The sequence below is a fragment of the Rothia sp. HMSC071B01 genome, assembly GCF_001808945.1.
In the GTDB taxonomy this organism is placed as follows: domain Bacteria; phylum Actinomycetota; class Actinomycetes; order Actinomycetales; family Micrococcaceae; genus Rothia.
This window is the reverse complement of record NZ_KV795081.1, coordinates 228,151-252,799: the sequence shown is the minus strand read 5'-3', so window position 1 is coordinate 252,799 and position 24,649 is coordinate 228,151. Positions and strand designations below refer to the sequence as shown.

Genomic DNA, 24,649 nt, shown 5'->3' with positions numbered 1-24,649 from the left:
AACATCATGCAGGTACATAAGTACGATGTAGTGATCGTCGGTGCCGGTGGCGCAGGTATGCGTGCCGCCATTGAGGCCGGTCAGCGAGTTCGCACCGCGGTACTGACCAAGCTATACCCCACCCGCTCCCACACCGGTGCTGCACAGGGTGGCATGTGCGCCGCTCTGGCTAACGTCGAAGAGGATAACTGGGAGTGGCACACCTTTGACACCGTCAAGGGTGGCGACTACCTGGTCGACCAGGACGCAGCAGAAATCATGGCTAAGGAAGCTATTGACGCTGTGCTCGACCTGGAAAAGATGGGTCTTCCCTTCAACCGAACCCCCGAAGGCCGCATTGACCAGCGCCGCTTCGGCGGTCACACCCGTGACCACGGTAAGGCTGCTGTGCGCCGCGCATGCTACGCAGCTGACCGTACCGGCCACATGATTCTGCAGACCCTCTACCAGAACTGCGTTCGTCACAATGTGGAGTTCTACAACGAGTTCTACGTTCTCGACCTGATCCTGGTCAATGACGAAGAGGGCAAGCCCCGCCCCGCCGGCGTTGTCTCCTACGACCTGGCAACCGGCGAGGTCCACGTCTTCCAGGCTAAGTCCGTGATTTTCGCATCCGGCGGCTGTGGCAAGATTTTCAAGACCACTTCCAACGCACACACCCTCACCGGTGACGGCATGGCTATCGCTCTGCGTGCAGGCCTGCCCTTGGAGGACATGGAATTCGTTCAGTTCCACCCGACCGGCCTGGCTGGCCTGGGCATTCTCGTCACCGAGGGTGCTCGTGGTGAAGGCGGTATTCTCCGTAACGCTGACGGTGAGCGCTTCATGGAGCGCTACGCACCCACCATTAAGGACCTCGCACCCCGCGATATCGTGGCACGTGCAATGGCAAACGAGGTGCGCGAAGGCCGCGGTTGCGGTCCCCACAAGGACTACGTGCTGCTGGACCTGACCCACCTGGAGCCCTCCCACATCGACGAGAAGCTGCCCGATATTACCGAGTTCGCTCGTACCTACCTGGCAGTGGAACCGCACCACCAGCCCATCCCGGTGTTCCCCACCGCGCACTACGCAATGGGCGGTATCCCCACCAACAACGAGACCGAGGTCTACCGCAACAGCGAAGAGACCATCCCCGGCCTCTACGCAGCTGGTGAGGTTGCTTGCGTGTCCGTCCACGGTGCAAACCGTCTGGGCACCAACTCCCTGCTGGACATCAACGTGTTCGGTAAGCGTGCAGGGCGCAAGGCAGCAGAGTACGCAGCATCCGCTGAGTTCGTACCCGTTCCGGACGACGCAGCAGATCGCGTTCTCAACATGCTCAACGGCATCCTCGAAGGCAAGGGCACCGAGAAGGTTGGCGCTATCCGCGCAGACCTGCAGAAGGCTATGGAAGCTGACATGCAGGTGTTCCGTACCGATGAGACCATCCGCGCAGCACTGGCAACCATCGCTGAACTGGAAGAGCGTTACAAGAACATCTCCATCCAGGACAAGGGCAAGCGCTTCAACCTCGACCTGCTTGAGGCTGTTGAACTTGGCTTCCTGATTGAGCTGGCAAAGGTCATGTCTGTTGGCGCACTGCACCGTAAGGAATCCCGTGGTGGTCACTACCGCGAGGACTTCCCCAAGCGTGACGACGTCAACTTCATGAAGCACTCGATGGTCTACCTCGACCCCGAATCTGAGTTTGAGGGTGTCAAGGGCCTGCGATTCGACACCAAGCCCGTTGTCTACACCCGCTACGAGCCGAAGGAGCGTAAGTACTAAAATGGCTGAAAACGAACTCCCCGAACCGGAATCCGTCAAGCTGTTTGAGGGTATGACCGGCGGCGACTCCGACTCCATCCCCACGTACGATGTGGTCATCAAGATTCGTCGCTACAACCCGGAAGTTTCCTCCGAGGCGTACTGGGATGAATTCCCGCTGACCATGTACCGCACCGACCGCGTGCTGGATGCTCTGCACAAGATCAAGTGGGAAGTAGACGGTTCCGTCTCCTTCCGCCGATCCTGCGCACACGGTATCTGTGGCTCGGACGCAATGCGCATCAACGGTCGTAACCGCCTGGCTTGCAAGACCCTGCTGAAGGACCTTGACCTGACCAAGCCGATTACCGTTGAGCCCATCAAGGGTCTGCCCTGCGAGAAGGACCTCATCGTTGACATGGAGCCCTTCTTCCAGGCATACCGTGAAATCATGCCGTTCTTCATCAACGACTCGAACGAGCCTGAGCGTGAGCGTCTGCAGACCATTGAGGACCGTGCACGTTTCGATGACACCACCAAGTGCATCCTCTGTGCAGCATGTACCTCGTCCTGCCCGGTCTTCTGGACCGACGGCCAGTACTTCGGCCCCTCCGCTATCGTGAACGCACACCGCTTCATCTTCGACTCGCGCGACGATGCAGGCGACCTGCGTCTGGAAATCCTCAACGACAAGGAAGGCGTGTGGCGTTGCCGCACCACCTTCAACTGCACCGAGGCTTGCCCCCGTGGCATCCAGATCACCAAGGCTATTGCCGAGGTGAAGCAGGCAATCCTGAGCCGCTCGCTCTAATCTGAGTACGCGGTATCAGCTGATACAGCATTGACGATTCAAGCCGTCACCCACACCGGGTGGCGGCTTGAATTGTTTGACAGAAAAAGTCTGATGGAAATGATGGCACAGAGCATTTTCAGGGGCTTCGGCGTGCACAAAAACTCTTCACAATCTGTCATAAAGTCATAGATATTCTCGAGGGCTGTCAGAAAGGGGGAGCGGGTAGGTAAACCCCGGCGGGCGGCGTTATTCTACTGTGTATGGTTTTCGCTAATTCTCGCTACGATTTGTCCACCCCTGTCTTCGACGACTGGGTGGAGCGCATGATGGGTACCCTCGTGCAGTTCCGCCGCGAAGTGCACGCCAACCCGGAGCTTTCCTTCCGTGAAGTGGCGACCACTGAGCGCCTCATGAATCGACTGCGAGAAGCCGGCATGAACCCCGTTGCTTGCGAAGGTACCGGCTGCTACGTAGATATCGGGAGCGGCCCCTTCGCTGTGGCTCTGCGCGCCGATATTGACGCTCTGCCCATTGTTGAGCAGACCGACCTGCCCTATGCTTCTACCGTGCCCGGCGTGATGCACGCCTGCGGTCACGATATTCACCAGACCGTCATGCTCGGTGTGGCGCTGGCACTGCACGAGCTGAACGAGAAGACCCCGCTGGGCCGTAGCGTCCGTATTCTCTTCCAGCCCGCTGAGGAGCAGTTGCCCGGCGGTGCGGTGCAGATGATTTCGCAGGGTCTACTCAAGGATATTCCGCGTGCTTTCGCTCTGCACTGTGACCCGAAGGTGGACCTGGGCCAGATCGGTACCCGCATCGGTGCGATTACCAGCGCCTCGGATACCGTGAAAATTCATCTGAGCGGTCACGGCGGCCACACTTCTCGCCCGCATCTGACTGAGGACCTCATCTATGCGATGAGCCAGATTGCTGTGCAGGTTCCCGCCGTGCTAACCCGCCGCACCGACGTTCGTTCGGGTGTGCTGGTGGCATGGGGTCAGGTCAGTGCTGGCGTTGCCCCCAACGCTATTCCCGCCGAGGGCTACCTGGCGGGTACCATGCGTTGCCTGGACGTTGAGGTTTGGCGCCAGGCAGGCAACCTGCTGGACGAAGTGATCGAGCAGGTCGCTGTACCCTTCGGCGTGAAGGCGCGGGTGGAGCACATCCGCGGCGTACCCCCGGTCGTGAACACCGATCTGGAAACCACCATGCTCGAGAACGCAGCCCGCGCCGAGCTGGGCGAGGACTCCATCGTGCTGGTCGAGCAGTCCATGGGTGGCGAAGACTTCGCGTGGATGCTGCAGGAAGTTCCCGGTTCCATGTTCCGCCTGGGTACCCGTGCCCCCGGCGACCCCACCTATGATCTGCATCAGGGCGATTACGCCCCGAGCGAGCAGGCAATCGGCATTGGTGTGCGCGTCATGGCGGCAACTGCCCTGCGCGCCGTCCGCTTTGAACTGGCGAAGGCTGCGAAGGCTGCGAACCCCATCCGCGATGAGGCGCGCTAAAGAGCCACTCGAAAGCTTATGAGTCAGGCGTAAAGACGCGACTATTTCGCCACATCAAGCCTTGAAAGCTGTACAAGTTTCACCCCGTCACCTCTCACCGAGTGACGGGGTGAAACTCTATGCACGCGATAGAATTAAAGGGATTATGAGGACATTTGCGTTATGTTCCCGACCCCGTGCCCACACACCCTCGGGGGATGAAGGAAATGGCGCATCATCACACGGCGCACGCCGGAGGAGGACACCCAATGAGCTTCTTTGGAATCGGCAAGAAGAAGTTGGATGAACAGTCGCGCGAAGAACAGAGCGCCGAAACTGCCAAGGCTCAGAAAGAACAGGCAAGCGAAGACGCTCCCAAGAGCGCACGACTGAGCGAAAAGATTATGGAACAGCAGCAGTGGGAGGACTCCCTGCGCCGCTTCGTGAAGTCTGAGAGCGCACGCCACCAGAACCAGGACGATGAGCAGAGTGAAGAGCACCGTGCTGTTGAGGATCTCAAGCGTGCCCTCCTGCACGATGACGAACAGGTTGAAGAGAATCCCTCTGCTGAGGAACTGACTGAAGAGCAGGTTGAGGAGCAGGAGCGCCGTAGCCTGTTGGCGGCGCTTGGTGCTTTCCCCCAGGAATCTGAGGAACCTGTTGAGGTTGAGCAGGTCGCTGAGGTCCAGGACATTGAAGAAGATGCTGCTCCGGTTGCTGAAGCACCCGAGCCGGCTACCCCTGCGTTCCTGCGTGATGATGAAGAGGTTACCTCGGAGGCTGAGGAAGCGTCGGTTGATGCTGAGGAGCCGAAGGATGCTGCGGAGGATGCGCGATCCCAGTTTGAGAAGCACCTGCGTGCTGTGCGTGCTGAGAACACCGAAGATGAAGCCGATGAAGAACCTGAGGTGACTGCACCCGCAGCTGTAGAGGCAACTGAGGAAAAGTCAGAGAACACTCATTCTGTATCTGAGGCTTCTTCCGCCGATGCTGAGGAAACCCTGACTGTTGAAGACATGAAGGCAGCTCGTACCCGTGCCGCCGTCACCGAGGCAAAGAACGCTGGTCTGGATGATTTGGCGGCAGCCTACGCGGCACGCCTGGGCATCACCCTCGATAGCGAAGAAGAGACCTTTAGCGAGGTTGCTTCCGACGAGGTGACCGCTGAGGAAACTACTACTGAGGTAGTTGCTGAGGATGCAGACCCTGCTGAATCCGCTGAGATTACTGAACCCGTCGAAGAGGCTGAAGAAGAACAGATTGAGGCTGTCGTTGAGGCACCCGAACTGTTGGCGGCTGAAATCGCTGACGAGGAGAATGCGGTTTCTGACGAGACTGAGCTGATGTCTGCTGTATCCGTTGAGGAGGAACGTGAAGTATCCGCCTCTGAATCGTTCGAAGCTGAGAGCCTTGACGCTGAAGAAGAGAACACCGCTGAGCTAATTTTTGATGCTTCCGCTGTTGAAGAAAGCGCAGCGGAAGAACCCGCTGTGGAAGAGACCGAAAAGGTAACCTCCGAGCCGGTAGCATCCGGAACCAAGGTTGAGGACTCTGCATCTGAGGAATCTGAAGACACCGACTCTGCGGACGACGAGCCCACCAAGAGTACCTCTGCAGCTCCTGGTGTCGCGCTTGCCGCCGCTGTTGCGGCACCCGCCGCTGCGGTTGCTGCTTCGACTGCCTTCAAGAGCGAAAACGCGGATGAGAAGGCAGAGAAGGGCACCTCTCAGGGCGTCGCGCTGACCGCAGAGGGCATCGATAAGAGGGAAGCAGAGAAGCACGAGTCTGCTGCTCGCGAAGAATCCGCTGAGGAACCCGCCGCTGAGCTGAAGGAAACTGAGCAGAAGCTCAGCGAAGACGAAGCTGAACTGGTTGCCGAATCCATCATCCTGAGCGAGCCCGTTGAGGGCGCGGCAACCCTGCCCGCTCTCCCCGAGCAGCGCGCTCTCCACGGCCTTGCGGAGCTCATGCGCACTCGCGGTTCGGGCACCATGAGCCTGGAACTGCGCCAGGTTGATGAGGATATGCACTACCGTCTGCTGCACCGCGGCCGCGAGGTCGAAACCGGCATTGTTGTGCCCGGCATTGACTGGTTCGCACCCGTGGCGGCACTGTACACCGAGGCTCAGCAGGCCGGCGCAACCTGGAACCGCGCGGCGGTCTCCCTGAACCCGCGTCTAGGTGACGGCCTGGAGGTTCACGCATCCTACCTGGGTATGGCGGACGGCCAGACCACCCGTGAGAGCTTCCTGCTGGAGGGCACCGCTGTCGAGGCTAAGCCCGTTGCGACTGCTGAGGCCGCTGAGGCTACCGTTCAGAGCGTTGACTCGGTTGAGGCTGAACGTGAGGCTATTGAGCGTGAGCTGGAGGCTGAGCTTGCTCAGAAGCAGGTAGCTAACGAGGTTGAGGCCGCTGTTGAATCTGCTGAAGAGCCCGTTGCTGAAACTGCTGAAGAGCCTGCCTCTTCGGGCCTGGCGGCTGCTGCAGGTCTTGCTGCGGCCGGTACTGCTGTCGCTGGTTCTGCTGTCGCTTCTGCGCAGGAGAAGGAAGACGTAGAGGAGGCTGTTGAAGCTTCTGCCCAGCCTGCCGCCCAGCCTGCCCAGGCTGAGTTTGCACCGGTTGAAGCTGAGTTCGAGCACGATTACGAGAACGACCCGGTCTTCGGTGCGGCTACCGTAGAGCCCGAAACTGAGCATGCCGAAGAATCTGCCGCTGAGGTAGTCGAGGCATCTGCCGAGGACTCTGTAGAGCCCGGCGAAGACATGGAAGCCGCCCTGGCCACCATTGTCGCCAACGCTCAGAAGAAGCTGGACGCCGAGGAAGAAGCTCCTGCCGCTGAAGCTCCTGCCGCAGTTGCTGAGGAAGCGCCCGCTGAGGAAGTTGCTGCTGTTGAGGACCAGAAGGTTGCCGCTCCCGTGGTTGCTGAGTCCTTCACTCTGAATCGTACCCAGCCCGTTGAGGAATCCGCAGAAGAGCCGGTAGCAGAGAAGGCTGAAGAGCCTGCCCTGCCCGCGTTCCTGGATGACTCTGAACTGCTGCCCGAGCAGGAGACCTCCACCGAGGCTGCTTCCGCTGAAGCTTCTGCAGAGGCACCCGCTCTGGAGGACGCTGAGCCCGTCTCCGAGAGCGCATCTGTGGCTCCCGGCCTGGCTGGTGCTCTTGCCGCAGCTGCCGCTGTGGGCACCGCCGGTGCTGCTGGGAAGGCTGCTGGTGCTCAGGAAGAAACCGCTGAGAAGGGTGCCGAGCTCAAGACTGTTGAGGTGACCCCCGCGGCTAAGATTGCTGAGGCACCCGCATCGGCTGAACCCGCCTCCGAGGCTACCGCTCAGACTGCCCCCGCAGCATCCGCAGCACCTGCCGTAGCTTCAGCCCCCGCCGCTCTGCCGGAGACCGCTCCCGCGGGCCTTTCCTCCAGCATCTCGGCATCCGCGCTGAGCGAGCTCAACCAGCTGCCCACCATCGTGGCTGAGCCGGACACCCCCTCCGCCGCGGTGCAGAGCCCGCTGGTTCCCTCGGAGACTCAGCTGGCATCCGGCAACCTGGTTTTGACGGAGGCTCAGGTCGCTCAGCGTCTGGCGCCGGTCGTCGAGCACCTCTTCGGTGAGAACGGCACCGCAAAGGACGCCACCACCGTGCTGATTCGTGTACGCGCCCTCGGATCCTACTACGACGCCCTGACCCACGTGCGCCGCAACGGCTTCTGGGAGCAGGTCCGTACCTTCGAGCTGATTCCCGAAACCATGTTGGACATTCCGGCGCTGAAGACCGACTCGTACAGCGAGGGCGAGGGCTCGCCGCTGGCTATGAGCCTGACCTTCACCCCGGGCGTACCGGTCCAGGCGGCATTCGATTATGCGAATGAGCAGGCGTTTGTCACCTACCCGCGTCCGCTGGATGCTGAGCGTTACGTTGAGGAGCTGCGTATGTTCCCGCGTCTGGGTTCGAAGATCCCGGCTCATATGACGAGCGCGCTTTCGCACTGGAACCTCTAAAACCTTGTAAGGTTCGCCGCGCCGGCTCCCCGTGTGGGGGTCGGCGCGGCGCGCTATGTTTGTCATTTTTTCGACGAGGAAGATTGTTATGACTGATACCCCTAATACTCCTGAGGCTTCTGCGGCGCAGAACGTTCAGGACACTGCCGCCCGCGCGGCTGAAGCCTTTGGCACCCTGGTGGAAACCATGGCGCTGTTGCGCGCACCGGGCGGTTGCCCGTGGGATGCTGAGCAGACTCACGCCTCCCTAATCCGCTACCTGGTGGAGGAAGCCTACGAGGTTGTCGAGGCGGTAGAAACCGGTGGCGCGCCGAATATGCCGCTGTTGCGTGAGGAGTTGGGCGACGTGCTGCTGCAGGTGGTGTTCCATTCCGATATTGCTGCGGCAAACCCGCAGGGCTTCGACATTGTGCAGGTGGTTGAGGGCCTTGTGCAGAAGCTTCGTTCGCGCCACCCCGATGTGTTCGCGGCTGAGTCTGAGGGCTCTTCGGAGGCGCCCCGCACCGCAGCTGAGCAGCAGGCGGCGTGGGATGCGTTGAAGAAGAAGGAGAAGAGTGACCGTGGCGCGCTGGACGGTATTCCGCCGCATCTGCCGGCGCTCGCTATGGCTGAGAAGACTGCTGTGAAGGCACGTAAGGCGGGTATTATTCTGCCGCCGGAGCCTACGAGCATGGAGGACGACCTGCGCTATATGCACACTGAAGAGGAGTTCGGCGAGCTGCTCTTTGCGTTGGTGAGCCGCGCACAGCGTAATGGTTTGGATCCGGAGCGTGCCCTACGTTCGTACACTCGCCGCTATATTGCTCAGCATACGCATGATGAGCCGAGCTATTAGAAACGCTGGTTGAGTTCTTCTGTGAGGCGCTTTGAAATCTGTTCTCTGAGGGAATAAGAGGTTTCAAAGCGCCTTCTGTTTGTTTGGGGTTGTGTTGGGCGGTCGTGAGGATGCTCGTGGCACATGCCCCGACATTTGGGCTCATGTTGTGCTTTGGTCGAGTACCCACACCCTCCCAATGTGGGGGAGTGTGGGTCTTGTTCCGCTTTGTAGCGCCTGACTAAGGGTTATTTAGACCTTCAATAAGGCAATAAAAAAGCGGTGGCAACTAGTGTGTTTGTGTGGGAGTTTTGCTAGAATTTAGGGGACGCGACTTGTCCACTACCGGGTGAGCCGTTCACATCCTTGACATCTCATAAGGAGAACAATTCATGGCTGTTATTACCGCAGTTCACGCACGCCAGATCCTGGATTCCCGTGGCAACCCGACCGTTGAGGTTGAGGTTCTGCTCGAAGACGGTGCTTTCGCACGCGCAGCTGTGCCCTCGGGCGCATCCACCGGTGAGTGGGAAGCTGTTGAGCGCCGCGATGGCGACAAGTCCGTATACCTGGGCAAGGGCGTTCTGGGTGCAGTGAAGTCTGTTATCGAAGAAATCGCTGAAGAGGTCATCGGCATTGAGGCTTCCGACCAGCGCGCTGTTGACGCAGCCATGATTGCTCTGGATGCAACCAACAACAAGGGCAAGCTGGGCGCAAACGCAATCCTGGGTGTCTCCCTGGCTGTTGCTAAGGCAGCTGCTGAGTCCGCTGACCTGCCCCTGTACAAGTACCTCGGCGGCCCGAACGCTCACGTTCTGCCCGTCCCCATGATGAACATCCTCAACGGTGGTTCTCACGCAGACTCCAACGTTGACATCCAGGAGTTCATGATTGCTCCCATCGGCTTCGACAACTACTCTGACGCTCTGCGCGCAGGTGTTGAGGTTTACCACTCCCTGAAGTCCGTGCTGCACGACCGCGGCCTGGCAACCGGCCTGGGCGACGAGGGTGGTTTCGCACCCAACCTGGAGTCCAACGCAGCTGCACTGGACCTGATCGTTGAGGCAATCGAGAAGGCTGGCTACAAGCCGGGCGAGCAGGTTGCACTGGCACTGGACGTTGCATCCTCCGAGTTCTACAACGACGGCGCATACGAGTTCGAGGGCCAGAAGAAGTCCGCAGCTGAGATGAGCGCATACTACGCTGACCTCGTTGCAAAGTACCCCCTGGTTTCCATTGAGGATCCCCTGGATGAGAACGACTGGGAGGGCTACAAGACCCTGACCGAGCAGATTGGTGACAAGGTCCAGATTGTCGGTGACGACCTGTTCGTGACCAACCCCGAGCGTCTGGCTCGCGGTATCGAAGAGGGCGCAGCTAACGCTCTGCTCGTGAAGGTGAACCAGATCGGTTCGCTGACCGAGACCCTCGATGCAATGGAGCTGGCACAGCGCCACGAGTACCGTTGCATGGTTTCTCACCGTTCCGGTGAGACCGAGGACGTCACCATCGCTGACCTGGCTGTTGCAACCAACGCTGGCCAGATCAAGACCGGTGCTCCCGCACGTTCCGAGCGCGTTGCTAAGTACAACCAGCTGTTGCGCATTGAGGAAGAGCTGGGCGAGGCAGCTGTTTACGCTGGCAAGTCCGCATTCCCCCGCTTCAAGGCATAAGTTACTGAAGCATCCGACCGCGTGAGCGGTTAGACGTCAGGGAGGCGGTGCTACCCCGTAGGGGAGTGGCACCGCCTCCTTCTCTGTGTGCGGTCTATCAGCTCAGGTATGTCGTGGCAGGGTAGAATGTATCGCTTACAACATAGAGCTGGGGAAGCCCTCCGAACCCGGTAGAATATGAAGGAAGCGCTTAGCGGTACAGAATGGAACGAGGGATAGAGCAATGAGCCAGCGAGCAAACCAGCAGACCCGGTCGCACTCTCAGAGTTCTACCGAACCCGCTCAGGGCGCTGCCTCCTCCAATGCGCCGCGTGGCGCCGCTAAGGAAGCCCGCACCTCCCTGATGAAAAAGGCTAGCGCCCTTTTCTTTGGCGTAGGCTTGAACCAGCGCCACCCCGAGCGTGAACGTCAGGCGCAGGCTCGCCGTGAGGAGCGTGCCCGCCGCCGCGCCGCAGCCCAGCAGGGCAGTGAAGAGGGCGGATACGATGCCCCCGTGGCGGCTCATATGTTCTCCGGTCGTAGCTTCCTGACTGCTGTTGTGGTGGGCGTGATTGCGCTCGGTACTGCATACCCGGTGGTCACCTATATTGACCAGGATCGGGAAATTAAGCAGATCAACGCGCACATTTCCCAGTTGCAACAGGAGAACGCCCAGCTGAAGGCGGAGCAGACCTGGTGGAACGACGACAACTACGTTCGCCAGCAGGCACGTAGCCGCCTCTACTATGTGAACCCCGGTGACACCCCCTACGTTGTCACCGGCATTACCGAGGACTCCACGAAGGCTGACGGTACTTCTGCGAATGCGAAGAACGCCCCCGAGGACGCCTGGACCACGAAAATCTGGGATTCTCTCGAAAAGAACTAGCTCCAGCCACCGGCAGGAACCCTGCCTTGGCAAGCACCCGGCACAAGCGGACGAGGTGACCCCTCGTTCCAGGAACTTAGGATTATGAGCACCGAAAACACTATTGAAGAGCTGAAGGCACGCACCCCCGGCGGCTTCGGCGTAACTGTTGAAACCCTGACCCCCACCGAGCAGGACATCCGCGTTCTCTCCGCGCAGCTGGGCCGTAAGGTCCGCGACGTGGTTGAGATTCCGGCACGCTGCGTGTGCGGTAACCCGCTTGTGGCTGCGACCGCGCCGCGCCTGAGCAACGGCACCCCCTTCCCGACCGTGTTCTACCTGGCGCATCCGGTGATTACCGCTGCGGCTTCCCGTCTGGAGGCGGGCGGCCTGATGTACGAGATGACCGACTCGCTGGCTGAGGACGCCGACTTGGCGGCACAGTACGCTGCCGCACACGAGAACTACCTGGCTGAGCGTGAGCGCATCCGCCTAATCAGCGGCACCGAAGAGGTCCCGGAGATTGACGGTATCTCTGCCGGCGGTATGCCGACCCGCGTGAAGTGCCTGCACGCTGTTATCGGCCACACTCTGTCGGTGGGTCGCGGCGTGAACCCGATGGGTGACCGCGGCCTGGACGCTATCGCCGAGTGGTGGACCCCCGAGGTCTGCTCCTGCGACCCCGCGTGGCGTGAAGAAGCCTAAATATTGATTCTGGTGCGCCCGCATCGTCTTGAAGGACGGTGCGGGCGCATAATAGATAGAAGAAAGAGCGCCGAAAAGCGAAAATTTTTCGCCTACGGCGCTCGCGTTGCCTTTTGGCACTGATTGGTATTGAAGACCTGAAAGGAACCCACCGTGCGCGTTGGAGCGATTGACTGCGGTACGAACTCTATTCGCCTGCTGATTGCTGATTCCACTACTGAGGTGGTGGACGGGGTCGAGAAGACCGTCCTGAAGGACGTTGTGCGTGAGATGCGCATTGTGCGTCTGGGTCAGGGTGTGGACGCGACCGGCTGGCTGGCGCAGGAGGCGCTGGACCGTACTTTCGCTGCGGCTCGTGAGTACGCGCAGTTGCTGAAGGAGCACGGCGCTGATTCGGTACGTTTTGTGGCGACCAGTGCGACTCGCGATGCGGGTAACCGTCAGGTGTTTGTGGACGGTATCCGCGAGATTTTGGGTATTGAGCCCGAGGTTATCAGCGGTGATGAGGAAGCTGCTCTGTCCTTTGCTGGTGCGGTGCGCGCTGTCGGTTACGGTGATGGCGATACCCTGGTGTTCGACCTGGGTGGCGGTTCGACTGAGTTCGTGCTCGGTGACGAGTCGGGTGTGAAGGCTTCCCGCAGCGTCAATATTGGTTGTGTGCGTCTGACTGAGCGTCACATGATGAGCGCCCCGTCGACTGACTCGCAGATTGCCCGTGTTGAGGCTGATACTGACGAGGCTCTCGAGGTGGCTCGTAAGACTGTGCCCCTGCAGGATGCACGCCGTGTGGTGGCTGTGGCTGGCACCGCGACCACTGTGGCTGCCGCTGCGCTGGGTCTGGACCGCTACGATTCTGAGGCTATTAACGCTCAGAGCTTCTCCGTAGAGACCGTTCAGAAGACTGCCCGCTGGTTGGCTTCGCTGAGCCGTACTGAGCGTGAGGAGCTCGGCTACATGCACCCCGGTCGGGTGGATGTGATTGGTGCCGGCGCGACGATTTACGCCCGCATCCTGACCCGTCTGAATGAGATGACTGATGGTGCCGTGGATTCGGTGACCGTCAGCGAGCACGACATTCTGGACGGTATCGCTCTGTCCCAGCTGTAGGCTTGAGCGCTCGCGCCGTGAACCGATGGTGGTTCACGGCGCGGCTCAGCTTGAGGAGTTTTAATGGTTCGTTCTGAGCATCGGCGAGGTATGTCCCTGACCGGCTGGTCTTTTGCGTCGTCTTGCGCCTGTGCGTCTCGTGTATTTGGTGTGCGCGCCTCGGTTGGTTCTGGCCGAGGCGCTACTCGCCGCATCCGTAAGGTTGCAGCTTTGGGCGCCAGTGCCGCGTTGACTCTTCTGCCGTTGTGGACCCCGCTGACGCCTGCCGCCTGGGCGACGGACCCGACCCCTTCTGCTTCCCCGAGCCCGAAGAGGGAGGTGACGGCGACTCCTTCGCCGTCGGCTACTGCGGTGCCGAAGACTTCTGCGACTCCGAGTCAGGGCGCGTCAACCACGAATGGTGATGATGTCCGTCAGCGTGAGTACTGGCTGAAGGAGTACGGCATTACGTCCTTGTGGTCGCAGGCTACGGGTAAGGGCGTGACGGTTGCTGTGATTGATACGGGCGTGGACGGTACCCACCCGGATCTTGAGGGTAATGTTCTGCGCGGTTATGACGCCTCGGGTGTTGGTAGCGAGGACGGCTGGAAGGGCCTGGGCGCTGAGCCGATGCACGGCACGGAGGTCGCTTCTCTGATCGCCGGTCACGGTCACGATACGCGGGGCTATTCTGCAATTGCAGGTCAGCCGGGTAAGCCGACCGGTGTGATTGGTGTAGCTCCCGATGCGAAGATTCTGCCGATTTCGCTGAATATGGGTACGACCGGCGGTAAGAGCATTGATGAGCAGATCCCGGCGGCGGTGCGTTACGCGGTCGATAATGGGGCTCAGATTATTAACATGTCCATTGGCTCGAATAAGACGAGCTGGCCGCAGAGCTGGGATGAGGCGTTTGCCTACGCTGAGCAGAAGGGCGTGCTGATTGTTGCGGCTGCGGGTAACCGCGGTAGCGGCTTGACGCAGGTTGGTGCTCCGGCGACGATTCCTGGCGTGCTGACCGTGGGCGGTATTGACCGGAAGAAGGCTGTTGCTGAGGGGTCGTCGACTCAGGGCATTTCGATTGCTGTGGTTGCTCCGAGTACGGATATGATTGCGGCTGCTCCGGGTAACGGGTACATGATTTGGTCTGGTTCTTCGGCTGCTGCCCCGCTGGTGACGGGTGTTGCGGCGTTGTTGAAGCAGAAGTATCCGAAGGAGTCTGCGGCTCAGCTGGCTCAGCGTTTGATTGCTTCGGCTGATGATGCTGGTGCGACGGGCCGTGACCCTTTGTATGGTTACGGTATTTTCAATCCGCAGGATGCGATGGCTTTGGCGGCGCCTGCGGTGACGGCTAATCCGTTGGGTTCGATTTCTGAGTGGATTGCTGTGCACCGTAAGCAGCAGGTGAGCGATCCGACTCCTAGCGATGCTGCGCCGGTCCATGAGGAGGGTGAGAGCATTGTGAAGGCGGCTGCGCCGGATGCGCGTCGCCCTCCGGAGGATCGTGGCTGGTTGCCGCCGGTGATTTTGGCGGCGCTGGTGTTGTGGCTGACGATTATTACGGCTGGTTCGGTGCATCGTTTGCACAGGATGCATGTGAGCGCGGGGCAGGCTACGCGGATGGCTCGTGCGGCGGCGCATCATCCGGGGTCTCATCGGGGTACTCGCCGGACCTCTCGTTAGTACTGTTTGATGACGTTTTTCTGTTGTACAGTGGCTTTTCTGTTCGCCCGGGGCTGACTTTTGAGTTGGCCCCGGGCTTTATTGTTTGGGTTGGGGGTTCTGGCAGGATAAGCAGTAATAAACGAAAATATCGAACACGCCGCGTAAAAATCAGAAAGGGTGTTTTTGACCGTAACCACCATTAAGGGGTGAACCCCGTTCAGATGCGCAAAACTTTTAACTTAGGGTGCGCCCTGAGACGGCATAAGTGCGAAATTACCTAAACAAAGGCGTAAAATAGAAGATAACAGGTATGTGATAGACAGGCTCGTGCTGCTAGCCACTTCGCGTTGCGCAAGGACTTCCAGAGCGGGCCGCTTTGTTCGTCAGGGGAGCTTTCGGAACGACCCGAAAGTTGCACATACCACCCTACCGGGGCTACCGAACCTCGGTACCTAAAGACTAGGAAGTAACAAAATGGCATTCACTAAGGTGGCACAGGACCGTCCTCGCGTCCTGATCGTCGGTGGCGGCTACGTCGGCTTCACCGTTGCTAAGAAGATCCAGAAGGCTATCAAGGAGACCGGTGGCGTTGTCACCATCGTTGAGCCGAACCCCTACATGACTTACCAGCCCTTCCTCCCCGAGGTTGCAGCAGGTTCCATGGAAGGCCGTAACGCAACTGTGCCGCTGCGCCAGCACCTGCGCGACACCGAGCTGATCCCCGGCCGCGTTCTCTCCATCGACCACGCAAACCGCACCGCTGTAGTGGAGCCCACCGATAACGGTGAGCCCTTCGAGCTGAAGTACGACGAGATCGTCCTCGGCGCAGGCGCTGTGACCCGTGCATTCCCGATTCCGGGTCTGGCAGAGGTTGCTATCGGTCTGAAAACCATTGAAGAGGCAGTTTCTGTTCGTAACTGGGTTCTGGACCGCATCGAGGTCGCATCCATGCTGTCCGACCCTGAAACACGTCGTCGTGCCCTGACCTTCGTCGTTGTTGGTGGTGGCTTCGCTGGCGTTGAGACCATCTCCGAGCTCGAAGACATGGCACGCGTTGCTGTTGAGCGCAACGAGCGTCTTTCCGTTTCTGACCTGCACTTCGTCATGATTGAGGCTGCACCGCGCATCATGCCCGAGGTTCCCGCAGACCGTGCAGAGAAGGTCGTTGCAGAGCTGCGTGCGCGCGGCATCGAAATCCTGCTGAACACCTCCCTCTCCGACGCAACCGACGGTAACCTGCAGCTGATTAACATGGCTGACAAGTCCCCCGCAGGCGAGATCAAGACCGACACCCTGATCTGGACCGCAGGCGTGGCAGCATCCCCGATGCTGAAGAACACCGACTTCCCGATTGACGAGCGTGGCCGCGTTCGCGTGAGCGCAGACCTGCGCGTCACCGGCGACGACGGCGTGGTTGAGGGTGCTTGGGCTGCAGGCGACAACGCAGCTGTTCCGGATCTCTCCGGTGGCGGCGTGGGCGGCTTCTGCGTTCCCAACGCTCAGCACGCTTCCCGCCAGGCTGTTGTTCTGGCTAAGAACCTGCTGGCTGCTCGCCGCGGCGAGCCCCTGACCGACTACTACCACGAGACCATTGGTGTTGTGGCAGGTCTGGGCCTGTGGAAGGGCGTTGCAAACTTCAAGGGCAAGACCATTGGCGGCCCGCTGGCATGGATCATGCACCGCGGCTACCACGGCTCTGCAATCCCCACCACCGAGCGTACCGTTCGCGTTATGACCACCTGGGCTCTGAACCAGATCTTCGGTCGCGACACCTCCTCGATTCGCCACCAGCGTTCCCCGCGCCTGGCATTCCAGGAAGCAACCGGTACTGCACCGGCACGCCAGAAGGCAAAGCTCTAAAATAGCCTGACTTAGGGGTACGCCCCTGGGATAGCGCATTTGAGATAAAAGCAATGGGCGGTGCGGAAGACTTTGGTCTTCCGCACCGCCCGTTTGCGTTCCCGGAAACTCATTAGCTACCCAGTTTAGCCACCCACCAGTGCTTTTGCGTGGTGATTGCTGTGGCTGAGCGTGAGGAGCCGTTTGAAATGTGTTTCTGCTTAGGCTCGGGTGCGTTTTCGTGGAATAATAGGTGTTTGTGCCCCGAACTGTTCGGGATACGCCCTCATAGTCCAATTGGCAGAGACAGAGGACTTAAAATCCTTGTGTTCTGGGTTCGAGTCCCAGTGGGGGCACTGCATAGACACGCGTAGATGCGCGGTATAGATAGGCGGCGGCTCTTCCCGTAGGGGAGGAGTCGCCGCTCGCGTGTTTGAAGGTTTACATGTCTGGGTTTTTGGGGGGGGGGGTAAAAGACGATGCCCCCGACCAGTTCGGTTGCCATGGGGATGCCCACCTGCTCGAAGGAAGCGATGGTACCCGCGGGCTCCACGCTCAAAAACGCCCGCATACCGTCTTCCGGAGCTTAAAAACGTGAGACCCTAGAAGAGACACAGCCACAGATACACCCCAACCTGAACGGGGGAGCAGAGTCAGAAAGGCACAGCATGCAGACTAAACCCTCCATCATTGCCGTCGATATGGACGGCACCTTCCTCACCGACTCCAAAACCTTCGACACCGAACGGTTCGCGCGCATCCTGCCCCGCCTGCAGGCGCAGGGCATCCACTTTGTTGTGGCGAGCGGAAACACCTACGCCAAGCTGCAGGACTATATGCGCGGCTTCGAGAACCAGGGTCTCATCTATATCGCTGAAAACGGTGCGTATCTTGCCGATGAGAGTGGCAAGCTTGCCGTGCATCCCTTTCTGGACGAAGATGTGCCGCGCATTATTGAGGTAGTGCAGGGATTGGACCGGATCGGTCTGCTGGTTTGCACCACCGAAGGTATCTACCTGCCCAAGGACCGTTGCGACCAGATTGTGCACATGATTCGCGGCTATTTTGAAGACACCGGTCAGGAGCTTCCCGAAACCCTCACGTTGGAGGACTTTGCGGCGTTCTTCTTCCCCGGCTCGGTCATGGTTGACTCTGTTGAGGATTTTGAGGGCGCACCCATTAAGTTCCCGCTGTTGACTCCGCCTAAGCAGACGCAGCAGTTGAGCGTTTACCTGCGTGAGGTTCTTCCGCAGACCGTCACTCCGATGGTTAGCGGCTTCGGTGCCATTGATCTGGTGCGTACCGGTGTCAATAAGGCGACCGGTCTGGAGGACCTGTGCGAGCGTCTGGATGCTGATCCGGCGGGCATTCTTGCCTTCGGTGACGGTGAGAACGACATGGAAATGCTCCGCTACGCGGGCTGGGGTGTTGCCATGTCTAATGCCCCGGAGGTTGTGCGAAATGCTGCTGATGAGGTGATTGGCTCGAACGAGGAACAGGCAGTTCTGGAGTATCTGGAACAGCTCCTGGACCGTTTGGAAGCTTCGCACTAGACGCTTCACAAAGAGACGCGCAGAAGCCTTTGCATGCGGGGCGGCGCGGGCCTGGGTGAACCTCAGGTAAACACCGCCCTGAAATATTCTGGCAAGGTCGCTAGAAGCCCATGCTGGTAACGAACAGCGCCCGTGAGCACAGAATCTATCCGATATAATTAACAGAATTAGTTTTGTACCCGTTTAAGGAGAGAAAGATGGCGGGAAACCCGCTTCTGAATTCAATGACGAAGAATGTCACTCAGGGTGACTCTCGTTTCGGTCGTTTTGGTGCGCAGCCGCAGCAGACCAGCCAGCAGGCGCAGTACGGTCAGCAGGCACAGTACGGTCAGCAGCAGACCTATGGCCAGTACGGTCAGCAGTATGATCAGCAGGGCTACGGCCAGAACACCTACGGCCAGCAGCCCTATGGCCAGCAGTATGGTCAGCCCCAGTACGGTCAGCAGGCACAGTACGGCCAGCCGTACGGTGAGGCTGACTACGGCGTAGCAGCCCCCACCTACTCGGAGCCCATCCCCGCCGGTGAGCGCCTGACCATGAACGATGTCTTGGTTAAGACCGGTATCAACCTGGGCCTGGTCGCTGTCGGTGCCGCTGTTGCATGGAATGCACCGGTGCTGCTGCTCCTGGGCATGGTTGGCGGTCTGGTCCTGGGTCTGGTGAACTCCTTCAAGAAGAAGGTTTCCCCGATTCTGGTCATGACCTACGCGCTCATGGAAGGTCTGCTACTCGGTGGTCTGTCCGCTGTTGTGGATATGCGCTACCCCGGCGTGGCAGTTCAGGCGGTTCTGGCAACCCTCGTGGTTGCGGGTGTGACCCTGGCTCTCTTCGCCAACGGCAAGATTCGCACCACCCCCAAGCTGAATAAGATTTTCATGATTGGTGCGCTCAGCTACCTGGGTTACGGCCTGGTGTCCATGCTGACCGCGGGTATCTTCGGTTCCTCGCTGAACAGCTTCTCTATTGGTGGTATTCCGCTGGGCCTGGTGGTTGGTCTGTTCGCTGTTGCGCTGGCAACCTACTCGCTGCTGCTGGACTTCACCACCACCTCCGAGGCTGTGGAGGCTGGCCTGCCCGAGCGTGAGTCTTGGCGCCTTGCTTTCGGCCTGACCGCTTCTCTGGTCTGGCTGTATGTTGAGATCCTGCGTGTTCTCATGTACCTGGCAAGCATCTTTAGCAACGACTAAAGCTCGTTATGAGGCGGCGGTACCGTGATGGTGCCGCCGCCTTTGCCGCTTTACTTCCCCGATGTATCGAGGCGCAGGGGAGGGGCGCAACAACATCACCACATACCGCCTCCGCTGGGGCAGCCGAAGCTGCCCCGCGCGGGCGCGACACCGATAACGATTTGGAGACACCGTGAAAATTACACCTATTGCAGAAGAACATGTAGCCGAGGAGAAGCGCGGCTACCGGGTGCCTTTTGCTATGGAAGTTGCTGGTGCTTGGGCGTGGCGCATCATTATGATTGCCGGTGCCGGTTGGATCCTTTGGAAGGGCCTGGGGCACGTCTCCCTGCTGGTTATTTCTCTTCTGGTGGCTCTGCTGCTGGCGGCTCTGCTGAGCCCCGCCGTGATGCTTCTGCGTAAGAAGGGCGTTCGTGCCGGTGGCGCGGCGGCTATTGCCGAAATCGGTATGATTCTGGTGCTCGCCGGTATTATTTCGCTGACCGGTCAGCAGATTCTGCGCGGTTTTGTGTCCATGGCGGATAAGGCGATGCAGGGCTACCAGCAGCTGATTGGTTGGCTGAAGGACCTCGGTTACGAGTTCGGTGCAGACCAGCTGAACCAGCTGCTGGAACAGATGGAGAGTGCTGCAACCAATAACCCCAGCTCCGTGCTGCACGGTGTGTCTCGGGTGGGTTCGACTGCGGCTGAGGTTGCAACCGGCACCCTGTTGACCCTGTTTACCCTGGTCTTCTTCCTGATGGAGGGCGAGCGTATCTGGCTGTTCGTCACCCGCCTCTTCCCGAAGGATGCGCGTGCCGCCGTCAACGGTGCGGGTCGTGCGGGTTGGAAGTCCCTGGGCGCGTACGTGCGCGTTCAGATTCTGGTGGCGGCTATTGACGCTATCGGCATTGGCATTGGTGCCGCAATTCTGGGCGTGCCGCTGGCTATCCCGCTGGGTGTGCTGGTCTTCCTCGGCTCCTTCGTTCCGGTGATTGGTGCTCTCATTTCCGGTGCTGTGGCTGTGCTGCTGGCGCTGGTTGCTCTGGGCCCGGTGCAGGCGCTGATTATGCTCGGTATTGTTCTGCTGGTTCAGCAGCTCGAATCCCACATTCTGCAGCCGCTCATTATGGGTAAGGCTGTCTCCCTGCACCCGCTGGCGGTTATTTTCTCGGTGGCTGGTGGATCCATGATTTTTGGTGCGGTGGGTGCTCTGTTCGCTGTGCCGACTCTGGCTGTGGTCAACGCGGTGGTGCGTTACCTGGCGAACCGTGACTGGGAGAAGGAAGCACCTCGTGAGGAGGAGTTCCTCTTCCCGCACGAGGTGGCTCGCCGCGAGCAGGCTGAGGAGAAGGCCCAGGAACGGCAGGAGAGCGTCAAGAATCTGGCCTCCCGGGTGCCGAGCCGTCAGAAGGCTGAGGAGCCTGAGAACCAGGCTTCCGAGGCTTCGGACTCCTCCGAAGACTAGGGGCCTGCATCGAGCGGGAGGTTTTGGCGTAGGGCACCCCGCCACCCTCGATAACGCACCGCTAACTCGTCCCGGCGATACCGCCGGCCGCGATGCCGTCTACGGCGGTGTCTCGCCAGGGGGCTACTTGCGACCGGGTAGCCCCCTTCGCTGTACCCATCCTCTAAAATGGGATGAGCAATACATCACCATCCCGCGCCCGCGGGACAACGCACCGTCAGAATGGAAAACCCGTGAGCGTAGATCTCGACTCCCTGCCCGTGACCATTACCGATATTGAACGTGCCGCAGAGCTGCTCGAAGGCGTTATTGAACGCACCCCGGTCGCCCATTCGCGTGCCCTGAGCCAGCGCCTGGGTTCCGAGGTGTTCTTCAAGTGTGAGAACCTGCAACGCGCCGGTTCGTTCAAGGTGCGCGGCGCGTATGTGCGCATGGCAAAGCTCTCCGAGGAGGAGAAGAAGCGCGGCGTCGTGGCGGCGAGTGCAGGTAACCACGCTCAGGGTGTGGCTCTGGCTGCTGACCGTCTGGGCATTAAGGCTCGCATTTACATGCCGCTGGGTGCGGCACTGCCTAAGATTACCGCAACCCGCGATCACGGCGCTGAGGTTGAGCTGCACGGCCTGACCGTGGATGAGGCTCTGGCGGAGGCGAAGCGCTACGCCGAAGAGACCGGCGCGGTGTTCGTGCACCCCTTCGACAATGAAGACATTATTGCCGGTCAGGGCACTATCGGTCTGGAAATCCTGGAGCAGGTTCCGGACGTTGACACCGTGATTGTGGGTGTTGGCGGCGGCGGTCTGCTTGCTGGTCTGTCCGCTGCTATCCGCGCGAAGGAGCAGAAGCTCGGTAAGAAGATCAAGATTATTGGTGTTCAGGCAGAGCACGCGGCGGCGTACCCGCTGTCGCTGGCTGCGGATGCTCTGGTGCCGCTGAAGAAGGTTTCCACCATCGCTGATGGTATTGCGGTGGGTCGCCCCGGCCAGATGCCTTTCTCCATCATCAAGGAGCTGGTGGACGATGTGGCGACCGTGAGTGAAGACGATATTGCTCGCGCCCTGATCTTCCTGATGGAACGTAACAAGCTTGTGGTGGAGCCTGCCGGTTCGGTGCCCGTGGCGGCGCTGATGAATGGCAAGCTGAAGGAAGAGTACGGCGACCTGGGTACGGTCGTGTGTGTGCTCTCCGGCGGCAATATTGACCCGATGCTGATGCTGAAGGTGATTCAGCGCGGTCTGTCTGCGGCTGGCCGCTACATGACCGTGAAGATGATGCTGTCTGACCGTCCGGGTGAGCTGGCGACCATTTCCCGCATTATTTCTGAGAATGATGCGAACGTGACCGGTGTGGATCACACCCGTGTGGGTGGTTCGCTGTCCATGGGTGACGTGTCGATTACGATCGACATGGAGACCAAGGGCGTGGAGCATTGCCGCCAGGTGATTTCTGCCCTGGAGGATGAGGGTTTCAAGCCCATCATCGTCTACTAAGCCGATATATTTATTAGCCGACGAGCTATAGCGTTGCCTCGAATCGGAAGGGTGGAGGCAACCAGATAGGCGCACGCAGGCAGACAAAAAACAGTGCGGGGTGCTGACCGTTATAGTCAGCACCCCGCACTGTTTGTTTTAAATCTAGCGCTGTCTCTTAGCCCTAACTTCTTAGCCCAGGTAGGGGGTTGCGGAGATAATCTTGGCGCTCAGTTCCTTACCGTTCGGAGCGGTGTAGGTGACTTCGTCACCCTGCTTAGCGCCCATAATTGCTGCGCCGAGGGGGGACTTCTCAGAGAAGACCTTCAGGTCGCTACCTGCCGGCAGAGTGTCCTCAATTTCGCGGGAGCCGAGCAGGAACTTCAGGGTGCGTCCGGCAACCTCAGCTTCGATAACCATGCCGTGTTCTACCACGCCGTCGTCAGCGGGAGTGTCGCCGATGTGCGCGGTTTCCAGCAGGTGCTTGAGCTGCTTGATGCGAGCTTCGTTCTTAGCCTGCTCGTCGCGTGCTGCGTGGTAGCCGCCGTTCTCGCGGAGGTCACCCTCGTCGCGTGCCTGCGCGATGCGGTCAACGATTTCCTGGCGGTACGGGCCGGAGAGGTGCTCCAGCTCCTGGGTGAGGCGGTCGAAGGCGTCCTGAGTGAGCCATGCACCGGTGTTTTCAGCCATGCGTGTCCTTTGCTTATGCGCCGGCTCTGCCGGTGCGAAACGAATAAACCCGCTACCGCGTGCCGCGTTCAATGCGCGGCGGTACCGGTAACGGAATGAATCAACAGACCTATTCTAGAGCACCGGAGGATTTTCGGCTGTTATGCCGGTCGTATCTTCCCCTCTGAGCGCATCTTCGTCGGTACGCACGCCTGTAGCTGAACGCTCCGCCAGCATCAGCCTGTTTCATGCCCAAGAATCTGCTGATATGACGGCATGTTTCACGATGTCACACGGCGTCATCTGCGCTAGTGTACCGGCGCTATCCTTGGGTATCATACGAGAAGCTACAACCGTAAAATTTCTGCCGTGTAGCGCTCGTATTCGCGAGTCACAGACACATCATCGACCCCCTGGCGCATCACCTAAAGGAGACCACCGTGAGCGAAGCCATTGAACAGCTGAAGGCAAATCTGCCGACTCACCCTCCCGTGGACTCCCTCAAACCGCTGGAGGAGGACTACACCGGTCTGCGCATCCTCGCGGTGCACGCCCACCCGGATGACGAGTCCTCCAAGGGTGCCGGTACCGCCTCGGCGTATATTGCCCGTGGCGCCCGCTTCATGGTGGCGACGATGACCGGCGGCGAGCGCGGTGACATCCTGAATGAGGAGATCGATAAAAGCCCGCGTGCGCACCGCGACCTACCGGGTCTGCGCCGTGCTGAGATGGCGGCTGCCCGCGAGATTATGGGTATTGAACACCGCTGGATTGGCTTCTTCGACTCTGGCCTGCCCGAGGGCGACCCGATGCCGCCGCTTCCCTTCGGTAGCTTTGGCACCATGCCCCTGGACCGTGCCGCCGCGCCGCTCGTGCGTCTGGTGCGTGAGTACCGCCCGCACATCATCATCACCTATGACGAAATCGGCGGCTACCCGCACCCCGACCACATCATGACCCACAAGGTTGCCGTGGAGGCCTTCGAGAAGGCGGGCGACCCGGATGCCTACGTGGGTGAGGGCGAGCCCTGGACCCCGCTGAAGCTCTACTACGACCGCGCATTCAACCCCGAACGCACCCTCGCCCTGCACGAGCATCTGCTCGATACGCACGGTGAGAGCCTGCTGAGCGGCTGGATTGAGAACCTCGCGCACCGCGCCTCCTCGGGTGAGGCGCCTCGCCACGAGACTACGACCCGCATCCTGGTGACCGATCACTTTGAGCAGCGCGATCAGGCTTTGCGCGCGCACGCCTCGCAGGTGGACCCGAACGGCGTGTTCTTCGCCGTTCCCAGTGAACAGCTGAAGGACATTTGGCCCTGGGAGGACTACACGCTGGCCGCCTCGCATACTGAGGTTCAGCTGCCCGAATCTAGCCTGGACGAGGGCCTGAGCGACTACTACGTTATCTAGGCTGGGGCGTAGCGCCCCGCGCGTTACAATGATGCCCTTCACCCACGATATGAGTCGTAGGTGAAGGGCATCATCCATTCTTAGGCACGCGATGTCTGCACCCCTGCACGCAACTCCGAATGCCACCACCAGATGCCACAAATTTTGAGCCGATTCTCAGCCCAACCGTGATGCCGATTGCCGCGAAGGTACGGCGCGGCGGCGTAGAATAAGAGCTTGGGCTCTTTCGTTATGAGCCTGCTGAATTATCTGCCACGACAGC

The 24,649-nt window shown here is 59.8% G+C and carries 17 protein-coding genes and 1 tRNA gene; 17 read left to right on the top strand and 1 reads right to left on the bottom strand.

The genetic code is table 11. The annotated features are described in order from the left end of the window. Nucleotides 1-6: 6 nt before the first annotated feature. The 16 genes from sdhA (at nucleotide 7) to ilvA (ending at nucleotide 22,327) form a co-directional block, all read left to right on the top strand. Entirely contained in the window at nucleotides 7-1,770 is a 1,764-nt protein-coding gene (gene sdhA, locus HMPREF2527_RS09165) for a succinate dehydrogenase flavoprotein subunit (RefSeq protein WP_070507889.1), read from the top strand. Between the two features lies 1 nt (nucleotide 1,771). Further along, nucleotides 1,772-2,560 (top strand): succinate dehydrogenase iron-sulfur subunit, encoded by a 789-nt coding sequence (locus HMPREF2527_RS09160; protein ID WP_005508960.1) that lies wholly within the window; start codon nucleotides 1,772-1,774, stop codon nucleotides 2,558-2,560. 242 nt (nucleotides 2,561-2,802) lie between these two features. Next, nucleotides 2,803-4,053, top strand: coding sequence for an amidohydrolase (locus HMPREF2527_RS09155; protein WP_049346821.1), 1,251 nt, complete (start codon nucleotides 2,803-2,805; stop codon nucleotides 4,051-4,053). Nucleotides 4,054-4,301: 248 nt separating this feature from the next. Further along, the gene (locus tag HMPREF2527_RS09150; RefSeq protein WP_070507886.1) at nucleotides 4,302-8,024 is read left to right on the top strand and encodes an ornithinee aminotransferase; all 3,723 of its coding nucleotides are present in this window, start codon (nucleotides 4,302-4,304) and stop codon (nucleotides 8,022-8,024) included. An 88-nt stretch (nucleotides 8,025-8,112) separates the two neighbouring features. After that, a complete protein-coding gene (locus HMPREF2527_RS09145) occupies nucleotides 8,113-8,859 on the top strand; it encodes a nucleoside triphosphate pyrophosphohydrolase (protein WP_070507883.1) in 747 nt (248 codons plus the stop codon). Between the two features lie 371 nt (nucleotides 8,860-9,230). Further along, on the top strand, nucleotides 9,231-10,511 hold the full coding sequence (eno, locus tag HMPREF2527_RS09140) for a phosphopyruvate hydratase (protein ID WP_005506838.1): 1,281 nt from the start codon (nucleotides 9,231-9,233) through the stop codon (nucleotides 10,509-10,511). Nucleotides 10,512-10,734: 223 nt separating this feature from the next. Continuing rightward, complete coding sequence (locus HMPREF2527_RS09135; protein ID WP_070507879.1) at nucleotides 10,735-11,379, top strand: septum formation initiator family protein; 645 nt, start codon at nucleotides 10,735-10,737, stop codon at nucleotides 11,377-11,379. Between the two features lie 84 nt (nucleotides 11,380-11,463). Continuing rightward, a complete protein-coding gene (locus HMPREF2527_RS09130; RefSeq protein WP_049352121.1) occupies nucleotides 11,464-12,063 on the top strand; it encodes a DUF501 domain-containing protein in 600 nt (199 codons plus the stop codon). A 153-nt stretch (nucleotides 12,064-12,216) separates the two neighbouring features. Further along, nucleotides 12,217-13,170: a Ppx/GppA phosphatase family protein gene (locus HMPREF2527_RS09125; RefSeq protein WP_005508954.1), complete on the top strand. Its 954-nt coding sequence runs from the start codon at nucleotides 12,217-12,219 to the stop codon at nucleotides 13,168-13,170. A gap of 63 nt (nucleotides 13,171-13,233) precedes the next feature. Then, nucleotides 13,234-14,832, top strand: coding sequence for a S8 family peptidase (locus HMPREF2527_RS09120; RefSeq protein WP_070507876.1), 1,599 nt, complete (start codon nucleotides 13,234-13,236; stop codon nucleotides 14,830-14,832). Between the two features lie 456 nt (nucleotides 14,833-15,288). Then, nucleotides 15,289-16,674, top strand: a complete 1,386-nt coding sequence (locus HMPREF2527_RS09115) for an NAD(P)/FAD-dependent oxidoreductase (RefSeq protein ID WP_012904069.1) — start codon at nucleotides 15,289-15,291, stop codon at nucleotides 16,672-16,674. 261 nt (nucleotides 16,675-16,935) lie between these two features. After that, a tRNA-Leu gene (locus HMPREF2527_RS09110) sits at nucleotides 16,936-17,009 on the top strand. Between the two features lie 312 nt (nucleotides 17,010-17,321). After that, the gene (locus HMPREF2527_RS09105; protein WP_044150733.1) at nucleotides 17,322-18,206 is read left to right on the top strand and encodes a Cof-type HAD-IIB family hydrolase; all 885 of its coding nucleotides are present in this window, start codon (nucleotides 17,322-17,324) and stop codon (nucleotides 18,204-18,206) included. 197 nt (nucleotides 18,207-18,403) lie between these two features. Further along, nucleotides 18,404-19,393, top strand: coding sequence for a Bax inhibitor-1/YccA family protein (locus tag HMPREF2527_RS09100; protein ID WP_044150729.1), 990 nt, complete (start codon nucleotides 18,404-18,406; stop codon nucleotides 19,391-19,393). Nucleotides 19,394-19,565: 172 nt separating this feature from the next. Beyond that, nucleotides 19,566-20,840: an AI-2E family transporter gene (locus tag HMPREF2527_RS09095; protein ID WP_049358313.1), complete on the top strand. Its 1,275-nt coding sequence runs from the start codon at nucleotides 19,566-19,568 to the stop codon at nucleotides 20,838-20,840. 233 nt (nucleotides 20,841-21,073) lie between these two features. Then, complete coding sequence (gene ilvA / locus HMPREF2527_RS09090) at nucleotides 21,074-22,327, top strand: threonine ammonia-lyase (protein WP_049358314.1); 1,254 nt, start codon at nucleotides 21,074-21,076, stop codon at nucleotides 22,325-22,327. Between the two features lie 171 nt (nucleotides 22,328-22,498). On the opposite strand, the gene greA is transcribed toward ilvA, so the two are convergent. After that, complete coding sequence (greA, locus tag HMPREF2527_RS09085; RefSeq protein ID WP_070507873.1) at nucleotides 22,499-22,996, bottom strand: transcription elongation factor GreA; 498 nt, start codon at nucleotides 22,994-22,996, stop codon at nucleotides 22,499-22,501. 419 nt (nucleotides 22,997-23,415) lie between these two features. Here greA and mca point away from each other — a divergent pair, with 419 nt between their 5' ends. Continuing rightward, nucleotides 23,416-24,387, top strand: a complete 972-nt coding sequence (gene mca / locus HMPREF2527_RS09080; protein ID WP_070507871.1) for a mycothiol conjugate amidase Mca — start codon at nucleotides 23,416-23,418, stop codon at nucleotides 24,385-24,387. Nucleotides 24,388-24,649 lie beyond the last annotated feature (262 nt).

Bases quoted from the DNA above. Each gene is read 5' to 3' on its own strand.
- HMPREF2527_RS09130 (WP_049352121.1), top strand. From the start codon at position 11,464: ATGAGCACCGAAAACACTATTGAAGAGCTGAAGGCACGCACCCCCGGC.
- HMPREF2527_RS09150 (WP_070507886.1), top strand. From the start codon at position 4,302: ATGAGCTTCTTTGGAATCGGCAAGAAGAAGTTGGATGAACAGTCGCGC.
- HMPREF2527_RS09160 (WP_005508960.1), top strand. From the start codon at position 1,772: ATGGCTGAAAACGAACTCCCCGAACCGGAATCCGTCAAGCTGTTTGAG.
- HMPREF2527_RS09135 (WP_070507879.1), top strand. From the start codon at position 10,735: ATGAGCCAGCGAGCAAACCAGCAGACCCGGTCGCACTCTCAGAGTTCT.
- greA (WP_070507873.1), bottom strand. From the start codon at position 22,996: ATGGCTGAAAACACCGGTGCATGGCTCACTCAGGACGCCTTCGACCGC.
- HMPREF2527_RS09155 (WP_049346821.1), top strand. From the start codon at position 2,803: ATGGTTTTCGCTAATTCTCGCTACGATTTGTCCACCCCTGTCTTCGAC.
- HMPREF2527_RS09145 (WP_070507883.1), top strand. From the start codon at position 8,113: ATGACTGATACCCCTAATACTCCTGAGGCTTCTGCGGCGCAGAACGTT.
- sdhA (WP_070507889.1), top strand. From the start codon at position 7: ATGCAGGTACATAAGTACGATGTAGTGATCGTCGGTGCCGGTGGCGCA.
- eno (WP_005506838.1), top strand. From the start codon at position 9,231: ATGGCTGTTATTACCGCAGTTCACGCACGCCAGATCCTGGATTCCCGT.
- HMPREF2527_RS09115 (WP_012904069.1), top strand. From the start codon at position 15,289: ATGGCATTCACTAAGGTGGCACAGGACCGTCCTCGCGTCCTGATCGTC.
- HMPREF2527_RS09120 (WP_070507876.1), top strand. From the start codon at position 13,234: ATGGTTCGTTCTGAGCATCGGCGAGGTATGTCCCTGACCGGCTGGTCT.
- HMPREF2527_RS09105 (WP_044150733.1), top strand. From the start codon at position 17,322: ATGCAGACTAAACCCTCCATCATTGCCGTCGATATGGACGGCACCTTC.
- HMPREF2527_RS09100 (WP_044150729.1), top strand. From the start codon at position 18,404: ATGGCGGGAAACCCGCTTCTGAATTCAATGACGAAGAATGTCACTCAG.